This is a genomic window from Coleofasciculus sp. A1-SPW-01 (assembly GCF_040217205.1).
Taxonomy (GTDB): domain Bacteria; phylum Cyanobacteriota; class Cyanobacteriia; order Cyanobacteriales; family Coleofasciculaceae; genus Coleofasciculus; species Coleofasciculus chthonoplastes_A.
In genome coordinates, this window is the sequence record NZ_JAVJNP010000074.1 from 1 (window position 1) to 11,965 (window position 11,965).

Below are 11,965 nucleotides of genomic sequence, written 5' to 3' on the forward strand. Positions count from 1 at the left end.
GAACAAGTCGGGGTCGGGCAGACCCACGACTCTAAACGGACGGGGAGTGCGTGTAAGACCTCATCTGAGGCAGTGTGCGTTGAGCCGTCAACCCACCGAAAATACATTCAGTTAAACCTGTTTGATTGGTAGGAATCACCGTCCTTTTAGGTCGGTGAGGATGTCAACGAAAGGAATCTCAACTCCTCTATATCAGCATAATCCCTATCTGTGACAGGCTTGTCACAACGCTATGACAAGCTTGCGATCGCACGATGATGCTGAATATCTCTAACTAGCTTGCAGTCAGGGCTTCAACACCCTATACTTTCCTGACGAGTAAGCGTCAATCGTTCACATTCAATACTCCTCAAATTCAATAGAATCCAGCAGACTAATACTGATTGGAGAGACATTCTGAGTCATTTCCGGCGAATTTTGGAATGCATCATTCTCGATATGCGGATAGTCGCATTGGAGAGAAGGTAGATGAGTTTGTGTTGGTGTACTGTCTTGCCTATCCTCTGGTAGCCCTAATATAGAATGATGGTGAGTAATCCAGCTATCGTTAACCTGTTGGATATGGCGCAGTTCATGTTGATTGGCGGTAAACAACCAATGTCCATCCGAATGAAAGGCAAAGACACTGGCTAGATGACAGTGATAGGATTCATAATACTTGGGACAACTTTCAGAGACAGAACATTGACTCTCGAAAAAGGGACAGTGTATGGTGGAACAAACATTAATTGTGTCTTGTTGACTGATAGAGCGTTTCATAGATTCACCCCCGCATGTTTTGATGAAGCAAAACTCTCCAGCTCTTGAGATGTGATGCTGTATACTTCAATGATATTTTCTGCCCTAGGCAATTGAACACCGCAAATCGCCAGAAGTTGCCTTGGGCTGTCCAAAAACAAGTTGGGGATCGTAACACTGATTTCACAGAGAGAGGCGTTAGTTCTAAATGGGCAAAGGATGAAAAGATAATTGACCCCAGATCAAAACCAGATAAACACTGTAGGGGCGACCCGCTGCACACAATTCACACCGCCACCTATTAATTCTATTGGGTCGCCCCCCGCCAGGTATCTGTAAAGGGGCGAGTCGAGATAGGTTAATTCTCACACCACCATATTTGAGCAGCGACTCGCCCCTACAACCGCGATCATCCCGACAATCCCGACAATCACTACCGAATAATAATATCCACCTCCGAGACTCCAGATCGCTCGGCTTGCTGACAACGCTGCTGGTAAAATTGAACCACGCGATCGCGATCGTCCCATTGCCACAGTTGAGTGAAAACCTGCTGCGCTTGGGTATACTCTTTCTCTACATACAGATGCACACCCCGTTCAAACTCCGTCCGAGTTTGTCGCTTTAGTTTAATCAGTGGCGGCGGGTTACCATCAAACACCTCAAAGATCGCGATCGGTTGGAGTTTTCCTTTCACCGTCACTCGACCTAAGAAACGATAACTATAATGGTGAGCATTTGTCAACCCATTTAACGTTTCTTCGCTAATTAAAATCTCCACCCCAAAAACCTTAGTTAATCCCTCCAAACGCGAGGCTAAATTCACCGCATCCGAAATCACTGTTGTATCCATTCGCTGAGACTCTCCCACCGTTCCCAACATTAAACTCCCTGTATGCAAACCAATCCCAATTGCAATCGGTTCATACCCACAGGTTTGACGGTGAGCATTATACAAACTGACTTGCTTTTGCATCTCAATTGCCGCTTGTACTGCATCATCAGCCATCTGGGGAAATAATGCCATTACCGCATCACCAATATATTTATCAATAAATCCACGATAATTGCGAATTACGGGACTCACACGACCTAAATATGAATTCAGAAAATCAAAATTTGCTTTCGGTGATAATTGTTCCGACAAACTGGTAAATGAACGAATATCGGCAAATAAAATAGACATTTCTTTTTGCACCTGATCCCCTAATTGCACATCCACAATACTTTCTCGTTCCAAAAATTGCAGAAATTCATAAGGGACAAACCGTCCGTAAGCGGCATTGATTTTAGCTAAGCGGAGATGGGTTTTAATCCGGGCTAATAGTTCATTCTTTAACACAGGCTTGGTTAAATAATCATTCGCTCCAACTGCAAATCCCTCCACCAAATCAGAAATCTGGTTTTTCGCCGTTAACAAGACAATCGGTAGTTCATTGGGGAGAAATTGTTCCCGCAGTTTTTTACACAGTTCATACCCCGTCATCTGCGGCATCATTATATCTAGCAAAATCAGATCCGGTTTGAACCCTAAGCGAATCAACTCTAACGCTTCCAAGGCACTAGAGGCTTGGGTAATCGCATAATTTTGCAACGACAGATGATTAACAATGACCTGAAGATTCGTGGGTTCATCATCCACAATTAAAATGTGGAAGGTTCCCTCTGGCGTGACAGCCGCCTCTTGAGCGATGAGAATGCGATCGGGGCTAACAGTTCGCGGTGTATAATCTTGCACCTTAGAGACTTCGATGGATGATTGATAATCAACCTTACCCTGAGATAAAGGTAGTGTAAATGTAAAACGTGACCCCACTCCTGGCGTAGAGTCAACCTTAATTATACCACCGTGAAGTTCAACCAGTTGTTTGGTAATTGCTAAACCTAATCCCGTTCCTCCATAGTGGCGAGTAATGGAACCATCGGCTTGTTCAAAGGATTCAAAAATGCGATTAATTTTGTCCGGTGAAATGCCAATTCCAGTGTCAACTACATGGATTTCCAGCCTATCATTGACTGGCGTTGCTGAAACTTCAATTGTTCCCTGTTCCGTAAACTTAATTGCATTGCTGACTAAGTTGTATAAAATCTGCTGGACACGATTTTCATCGGCATCAACCGGGGGAATATCCGGATTAATGCCATTGATTAACTCGATCGGTTTCTTACCCACCAGCGGTTGAGAAATGGTTAAAACCACATGGGTAACTTCTCGAATTCCGACGGGTTTAATATTCAGTTGCAGGTTATGGTGTTTGAGTTGCGAGAAATCGAGTAAATCATTAACCAACTGGTGCAATCGTCTGCCACTGGAAACAATGAGCGACAAGTTAAACCGAGTCGCATCCGATAGGTTTCCTGTTACTCCATCCATCAATGATTCGGCAATGCCAATGATTCCATTCAAGGGAGTTTTGAGTTCATGAGACGTGTTCGCTAAAAATTCATCCTTAAGCTGATCGAGTCGCTGTAATGCAGTATTTTTAGTTTCTAATTCTATGGCATAGTTTTGCAGCAGGTTACGCGCTTGGATGAATTGACGCTCTAACATAACGCCCAAGGTAAGAATAAAAAGTAATGTTCCCCAAGGATAAAGTTTTTGATACCAATTTACCCACTCTAGGCGATAAATCAAAATATCATTCATGGCAGATAGAGTAAGCAGACCAAACCCTAATGTAAAGAGTTTGGCTTCAACGTTACCCGCCAGAGAAATTTGCACCGACTTAGTTAAAATAATTATCGCACTAGCTAAAAACAAGAATTGAGCCAAAGTGACGGTTTGACTCCAAGAAAAGGTGTGAGTGGTGACTAAGGTTAACGCGGCTACCGCATAAGCCAGATGAATTTTCCAGAGATGGCGAATAATAGGCTGGCATCTCATCTTAAACATTTCTTGAAAGAAAAGACAACCACTTACAGGAATCAGATAGAATGATGTATATTCCCAGAACCGTAAGGCTTCTAGATGATTAATAAAGACAGGGATAAAAAAAGACCGCGATAGGGTATATATCCCGATCATCGTTGTTAAAACACCAAAGTAAAAGTATGATTTTTTTTCGGGGCGGCTTAAAGACAATCCTAGAATAATTAATCCTAATGCAAAAAATAGAATGCCGAGTAATGTATGGCTTTGTTGTTGAAAGAAACGTTTAATTACAGTATTGTGATTACCCAAGACAACGCGATCAAACAATCCGATATAAATTGAAGCATTTTCTCCGACATACACCCGAAACAAGAGAGTTTGATGCTGAAATCCTGGCTCAAGTTGAACGAGTGGCAATTGATAGTCTGTTAGGGTGGCTTGATTGGCAGCATTGAGTGACCATTGATTATAGAGATGTTGCTCTCCTAAATATACATCTAATATATAAGGTACAGCGCCAAAATAGAGAGTCGGGGAGTGCCATTCTCCAGCGGGTAAGGGTACACGCAACCACAGAATCTGGATATTTTTATGGCTTGGTTTGCGGATTTTTCCGGGAAACTGAAATGATTGCCATTGTTCAGACAATATCTGATTCTGCGTTCCTTCTAAAACCCTGGGTTGTTGTTGAGAAAAATCACCCCAATGATATTGCCATCCCTGAGTGATTTCTATCAGTGACGATGAAACTGGCGCGACTGGAGATTGAGCTGAACCAGATACCGTGTAGACGACTAGGCAACTGAATAGTGTTAAAATAAATGCGCCTAGATAAGAAAGTCGAGGTTTTTGAGGTAGCCGATGTGAGCGCCATTGCTCCCACCGTTGCTTTATCCATGCACCCCTAGTCATAGTAGAGTCCCTGTTGTGATTGCTGCTATACTATTCCTATTGTGAGGCAAGCGGACAGAGTTGGCAGCATCTATACATCTGTAAATCTACTCTTGCGGAGTTGGTTGGCTCACCCGACAAGGCAATGGTCTTTATGCCACAATGAACCGATAAGTAGGTGGGAAAATTTACAGTTAATCGTGGGGATTGTCTTATGTCTTATGTAAGGGTTTGAAGTATATTTACAAAAATTAATATAGTTGGATTGATTTCTACTAACTTTCTTACTCCAGGTTCTAGTTAACTAACCAATTTTTAGGAATTGACAAAATGTCTCATTGATGCTTTTTGAATAAAGTTTACAAAGATCCTCAACTTTTATGATTTTTTACCTATTTTAATTTTTATATTCGAGGAGTTATCCTGAACTATTAATAAGGGCGGGTTTTGTTTTTCCGTTATTGGTGGGGAGGGCGGGTTTTGTTTTTCCGTTATTGGTAACCATCTAGGTTGAAGAAGGGCGGGTTTTGTTTTTCCGTTATTGGTAACCATCTAGTTGAAGAAGGGCGGGTTTTGTTTTTCCGTTATTGGTGAATAGCTGAATTTATTCCCTAAACCCGCCCCTACATCCGCCCCTACATCCGCCCCTACATCCGCCCCTACATCCGCACCGACAATATAACTATAACTTTTTATTGATGAATAACAAATGACGAATGACGAATGACGAATGACAAATAACAAATGACGAATGACAAATGACAAATTACCAAGTTGGCGGTAGTCTCAGACATGATGATCCTACCTATGTGGTGCGACAAGCAGACGCCCAACTTTATCAGGCGGTGAAAGCAGGTGAATTTTGTCATGTCCTTAGCCCTCGACAAATGGGCAAATCCTCTCTCCTTGTCAGAACAAAGTATCGCCTGGAAGCTGAAGGATTCCGCTGTGGAGTTCTGGATATGACCACAATTGGTGGCGAATATACAACCCCTGTGCAGTGGTATAAAGGCGTTGTCACGCAGTTATGGTTGGCGTTCAATCTGCGGGAAAAAATTCATTTAAAAACCTGGTGGAAAGAGCGAGACGATCTCTCATTTTTGCAACGATGCAGTCAGTTTATTGAAGAGGCTTTGCTCGGTCAATTTTCCAGTGAACGATTGGTCATTTTTATGGATGAAATTGATCGAATCCTGAGTATTAATTTCCCCATTGATGATTTTTGGGCTTTAATTCGCTTTTGCTATAATCAACGCGCTATTAATCCTGACTATAATCGGATTGTCTTTGCCTTCTTTGGTGTCGCTGCACCCTCAGACTTAATTCGCGATCGCAGCCGGACTTCATTTAATATTGGTCAAGCCATAGAACTGCAGGGGTTTAAACTGGAAGAAGTGCAACCCCTGATTCAAGGCTTAGCGGGAAACGTTGATAATCCAGAGACAATTGTTAAATCAATTTTAGCGTGGACATCGGGTCAGCCATTTCTTACCCAAAAGCTGTGTAATTTAGTCTGGAAAGCGGCAGAAAATACAGAACCGGAAAGCCTGATCATCCTGCCAAATCAAGAATATAGGTGGGTAGAAAACCTGGTGCGATCGCGCATCATTAATAACTGGGCGTCTCAGGATGATCCGGAACATTTGAGAACGATTCAGAATCGCATTCAAGGGAATGGTCAACGGACGGGTAGAATGCTGGGCATTTATCAGCAGGTGTTACAATGTGTGGAGATTGAGGCGGATGACTCGCGAGAAGTAACTGAACTTTTATTGTCGGGTTTGTTGGTTAAAAATCAGGGTATATTACAGGTAAAAAATAGAATTTATCAAGAAGTATTTAATCAAGTCTGGGTAACGAAAAAATTAGTTTCCCTGCGTCCTTATGCTGAGGCTTTCAACGCCTGGATTACCTCCAGAAAACAGAAGCAAGCCCACCTACTACAAGGAGAAGCGTTAAGAGAGGCATTAACCTGGTCGCAGAATAAAAGTTTGAGTGATTTAGATTATCAGTTTTTAGCCGCGAGTCAAGAATTAAATCGACGTGACATTCAGAACGCCCTCAAAGCGATTGAAAAAGCCAATTCTCTGCTGTCATCGGCGACCAAGAAAGCTAAAACCGAACCAATCAGACATCGACTGTGGCGCGGATGGATTGGCGTGATCAGCCTTAGCACAACTACTCTGGTAATTCTGTTACGTTTAACCGGATTGTTGCAAGGTTTAGAATGGGATGTGTTGGATCAGTTTTTCCAAGTTCGCCCCTTAGAACCCCCTGATCCACGGATTGTAATTGTCACCATTGATGAAAACGATATCACTCAAGTTGGACAGTGGCCCCTCCCCGATGCGGTGTTAGCAGAGGCAATTACTCGATTAAATGCAGACAATCCGCGTGTGATTGGTTTAGATGTGTATCGAGATTTACCTGTCGAACCTGGACATCAAGAATTAGTTGAGCTATTTCAGTCTACTCCTAATCTGATTGGTGCCGAAAAAGTTGTTGGTAATTCCGTGAATCCCCCTCCCACGTTAAACCAGTCGGGGCAAATCGGTTTTGTGGATATGGTATTGGATGCAGATGGCAAAGTCCGCCGAGGGTTAATATCTGTTAAACGCGGCGATAAACTTCACCTGAGTTTCAGCTTAAAACTAGCATTGCACTATCTAGAAACCCAAGGAATTACACCTCAAACTCAAGCACAGCATCATTGGCAATTGGGTCAGGCAATTTTTTCACCGTTGGATAAAAATGATGGCGGCTATGTGCGGGTGAATACTGGGGGTTATCAGATCCTATTAAACTATCGTGGCAGGTTAGAGGATTTTTACACCATCTCGCTTACCGATTTACTAGAAAATCGGATTCCCGTAGACTTAAAGCGTGATAATGGGTTTACCGGACGGGTTATTTTAATTGGCGCGATCGCAACTAGCCTGAAGGATTTTTTCTATACCCCTTACAGTGGGAGTTTGTCTCGCACACCACAAGGGATGGCGGGTGTAGTGGTTCATGCTAATTTAACCAGCCAGATTTTAAGTGCAGCCCTCGATAATCGTCCCCTAATCCTGACATGGAGTGAATTCCAAGAGGGGTTGTGGGTTTTGGTGTGGTCTTTAATCGGTACAGTATTAAGTTGGCGGTTACAGTCTCCTCAGAGGGTGGCGTTGGGAATTGCGATCGCAGGTTTAGTATTAGTCGCCATCGCCTATAACGCCTTCTTACAGGGGTGGTGGATACCTGTGATTCCGCCAATCCTAGGATTAACTCTATCCGCGATCGCACTGTCTTGGTTTACCAGCAAGCAAATCGAAAAACTCCAACTCCGTCGCATTCTGGAGTTACTCGCCCAAGACTACTCCACATCTCCGGCGGCTGTACGGATTGCTCTAGAATATCTGAAAAAGTCAGAACGCGAAAGCAATCACGCCTTGATTGAAAAATGTCTCCCGAATAGGGAATAGGGGTAATAGGCGTGTAGGGGCGGGTTTTACGGCTAACATTTTACTACAAACCGATAACTTAACTAAACCCGCCCCGTCTCAACAACAAATGACCAATGACCAATGACAAATACTCTTAATTTACAGTAATTTGTTGAGATTCAACGCGCTCAATTATGCCATGTAAAGTCGGGTCATTAGGATCAAGAGACTGTTGACAAATTAAGCTGATCGACCATTGATATGGCGTATTTGTCTTTAGATCAGGCGCATCTTCGGGTAAAGGGAAGCTAAACTCATTCCCTATTGCTGTTGTTGGTAAAGTGATGATGGTTTGGTAATCATACTCTTCTTCGTTCTCAGCATTCTTTAAACTAAAAAACACCTTCTGTGCTGCCGTTTCCGGGATGTACAGTGAGAAGGTAGGACGTTGCGCGATCGTTTCACTCTCAACTGGCGCTAGAACCGAAAATCCGGGTTCATCTGCCGTGGCATTATCGTTTGTACAATGACCGCCATCACGAGTTCCTGCTCCTGTTGTATCATCGGGACTGCCATCTCCAGGTGGCACAGGTGCTTGAGTATTACTCGGCTTTTTCACAGCTTGAGTTTGGGCAACCAGATGAGGAACAATCGCCAATTCTAAAGATAGCGTGATCGACAATAGAAGTAAGGGGAAATGCCAACTCAGCCACTTTATACTAAAAAATCGCCAGGGTTTCATGGGTATAACCTTGTACAGGGGTCTAAAATTGATACAGTTGTTCTATAGATAGAGTCGTTTCAGTGAAGTTCTATCCGCCTGAAGATTTAACTGTTTTTTCAGCAAGACATTCCCAAATTGCTATCACCCTATTTATGGAGTTGTCTGAAAGTCGTATTATAACATTTAGCGACAATAGCATCTACTAAAAGGCAGAAGACAGAGGGACTGGCGGAGCTGGGGGAGATGGGGGAGATGGGGGAGATGGGGAAGAGGGGGAAGAGGATTACCAATCAACAATGAACAAATGACAAATGACGAATGACAAATCATAAATGACAAATCATAAATGACAAATCATAAATGACTTAAGCTGTTCGGCATTTAAACCTTAATGTCAATAATGGCGAAATCCTTGCCGTAGTGCGAGCATCTTGCTCGCTACATTGAGCATCTTGCTCGCTACATTGAGCATCTTGCTCGCTACCCATTCCCAATTTAAATGCATGACAGCTTATAACCAATTGCCAACTAAAATAAAAGGTGCCCAGTAGTAGGGATGTTTGTATTTATCTTGTTGGAGTAGAAATAACTGAGCTTGTCGCAAGGCTTCAGCGCGATTAATATCAGGTTGAGTTAAATTGTTATACAGTTGAATCATCGCCTGAGCCGTCGATTGATCTTTAACAGACCATAACGTACCAATAGTACTACGGGTTCCCGATCGCACAGCTAATCCTGCTAATCCTAACGCCGCTCGTTGATCGCCATTTGCGGTTTGACAAGCACTGAGAACCAGGAGTTCAATCGGGGGAGTATTGTCTTGGTTTTTACCCTTGAGGAGTTGAGATAAGGTATTGGCATTCAACCGTTTATCCCAGGTGAGGATAAAGGTATCTTCTGGGTTAGAACTAAATTGACCATGGGTAGCCAGGTGAACCACACTCACCGGAAGTGTGTTAATTTTGTTCTCTAATGCAGTGCTAGTAAAGGCTTGATTTAAAAGAACAGTGGATGGAATATTGATACTCACTTGCTCAATTTCATCTTCCACAGCCGGTAATGCCGAAAACCCCAGACGTGCTTGACTTAATCCGGCGGTAAGTGAGCGCAGTTGAAATTGGGTGAGCGATCGCGGTTCGAGTAATTGTAATCCTGGTGTTAAGGCAATGCTATACTTCTCGATTAAATACTGTTGACCATCATGAAGTGCCGCCATTGGTACATTCCGCAACACGCCATCGAGAACAAAGACTAAAGTTTTAATATCCTGTTGAGCTAACTGAGTTTCTATTGGTCGAATCAACCAGTCATAAATGGTTTGAGAAATAGCCAGCCGTTTGCGGTTGGAATAGGCGATATTCATTGACTGTCGCAGTTGATTCACCGTCTGTTCAATCTCAGCTTGGGATAACTCGGTGCTATAAGTTTCTAAGGGTTGTCCAGGTAAGGAAAGAATCACCGCGATCCGGTCAGGTAAAATAATCGGATAAATCACCGCTGTTTGGGTATCGCTGTCCTCAATAACCGTATCAATTTGCTCGGCTTTAGCATTTAAGCAGGAGGCACGAAAGTAGTTCTCTAGTTCGGCTAACTGGAGGGATTCAATCACATTACGCGCCTGCTTGAGATTATCGGGTGAGGAACTTTGTAATAAGAGACGGACTAAATTCCGGTAGATGGGTTCAATTTGTTCTTGAAACGAAAACTGCACATCGGGATTCATCGCGACTAAATCTCCCCGAATCGATTGTAGCAGATCAAAGGCGTCTTGATTCGCAGTAATCGCGGCTTTCAGGTCTCCATTTTGCTGATAAAGTTGGGTCAGTTGCCATTGCCATTGATAGGAAATATCTCTGGCGTTAATGGTTTTGGAAAAGAATAGGGCTTGTTGGATTAAACGTTGAGCTTCTAACCCTTGTTGGTTGGTTTTATAGAGTTTTCCTAGGGTTCCTAGAGCTAAGGATTCAGCGCGGGTGTCATTTAATGCTTTAGCTTGAGCAATGGTTTTGGCGAGGAGTTGAGCGATGTCTTCTGATGTGATAGATTCTGGAGAATATCCCGCTGAATTGTCTAGGAGTTCGATTAAACTTTCTGCCCAATTCACCTGAGCATAGATAGCATATCGACTGGGAGATAATTGGGAGAGATTGTGCTGAATTGGGGTAAATAAATCTTGGGCTTGATTAAACGGCTGTTGACTAATCAGTAACTTAAATTGGTTGAGTTGGGCTTCGAGTTGGTTTAAGGAATTGGTTGCCGTTTTTGCCGCTTTATGGTAATAATTTATCGCGGCATCCCGATCGCCTAACACTCGTGCCGTATTACCCAGATTCAAGAAAGCGGCGCTGATATCAGCGGGAGAATTGAGGGTTTGCGCGATCGCTAAACTCTGGTTAAGCACGTTTTGGGCATCATCTAATTCTCCAATCGCTTGCCAAACCATCCCCAAGCTGCGTAATCCGGTGGCTTTAATTAGCGAATCCGGCTGTAGCGTTAGCGCTTGCTGTACCCGTTCTAAGACTTGTTGCGATCGTCGAAACATTCCCAAGCTTTGCAAGGCTTGCGCCTGATTGATTTGACACCCTAAAACCCCGATAGCATCATCATCCTGGGAGTAAGCTGTCTCGGCGGCTTTCCAAGTTTGCAACGCAGCTTCCGATTGTCCGGTTGCCAATTGCAGACTGCCTTTGGTATTTAATACTTGTGCCAAGAGTGCAGGATCAGTGGGAGTGGGTAGGAGGTTCAGACTTTCCTCAATCGCCGCCTTTGCCTGTTCCCACTGTCCCAGATGTTGATAGGCAAGGGACAGATAATTTAAACTGATTGCCTGGTTAATGCGATCGCCTGCTTGTTGGTAAACCTGTTCCGCCGCTTGCCACGCCAGTACTGCATCAGCAAAGCGTCCCCGATCATAGTCAGTTTTACCTTGGCTTAATCGGCTTACTGGATCAAGAGATTGAGCCAGATGAGAGTCCTGTTGTATGATATCCGACTGAAGGAGAGTCGAGGCATTTCCCAGGGCGACAGGAGAGGCGATTACCGCCACAATAGTTAACCAGGCTAATCCGAAAAATAGTAGTCGCTTCCTAGCACGTCTTCCCAACCATCCCATAGATCCCATCCTGAATTTAAGCGTCTCAATCAGAGCAAGTTTCGTTACCCTTAAACCTTTATCCTACTCGGCGAGAAGACCTCGCCCATACTTCGTATGCTCTCATTAAGTTTTCCCTTTTTCTTAATATCAATAACGGCGAAAGCCTTGTAGTGCGTTAAGCGAAGCCATGCCGCAGGCTTTGCATCTTGCTCGCTACTAAT

Annotated in this window: 5 protein-coding genes; 1 reads left to right on the forward strand and 4 read right to left on the reverse strand. The window is 43.6% G+C overall.

The window, feature by feature from the left end; genetic code table 11:
* Positions 1-339 precede the first annotated feature (339 nt).
* Together RH949_RS11720 and RH949_RS11725 are read right to left on the reverse strand one after the other, a co-directional pair.
* The gene (locus tag RH949_RS11720; protein WP_446353247.1) at positions 340-759 is read right to left on the reverse strand and encodes a hypothetical protein; all 420 of its coding nucleotides are present in this window, start codon (positions 757-759) and stop codon (positions 340-342) included.
* 412 nt (positions 760-1,171) lie between these two features.
* Entirely contained in the window at positions 1,172-4,522 is a 3,351-nt protein-coding gene (locus RH949_RS11725; protein ID WP_446353249.1) for an ATP-binding protein, read from the reverse strand.
* Between the two features lie 737 nt (positions 4,523-5,259).
* Here RH949_RS11725 and RH949_RS11730 point away from each other — a divergent pair.
* The gene (locus RH949_RS11730; protein WP_446353251.1) at positions 5,260-7,965 is read left to right on the forward strand and encodes a CHASE2 domain-containing protein; all 2,706 of its coding nucleotides are present in this window, start codon (positions 5,260-5,262) and stop codon (positions 7,963-7,965) included.
* A gap of 115 nt (positions 7,966-8,080) precedes the next feature.
* On the opposite strand, the gene RH949_RS11735 is transcribed toward RH949_RS11730, so the two are convergent.
* Entirely contained in the window at positions 8,081-8,668 is a 588-nt protein-coding gene (locus RH949_RS11735; RefSeq protein WP_446353253.1) for a DUF928 domain-containing protein, read from the reverse strand.
* 493 nt (positions 8,669-9,161) lie between these two features.
* On the reverse strand, positions 9,162-11,762 hold the full coding sequence (locus tag RH949_RS11740; protein ID WP_446353255.1) for a CHAT domain-containing protein: 2,601 nt from the start codon (positions 11,760-11,762) through the stop codon (positions 9,162-9,164).
* Between the last annotated feature and the right edge of the window lie 203 nt (positions 11,763-11,965).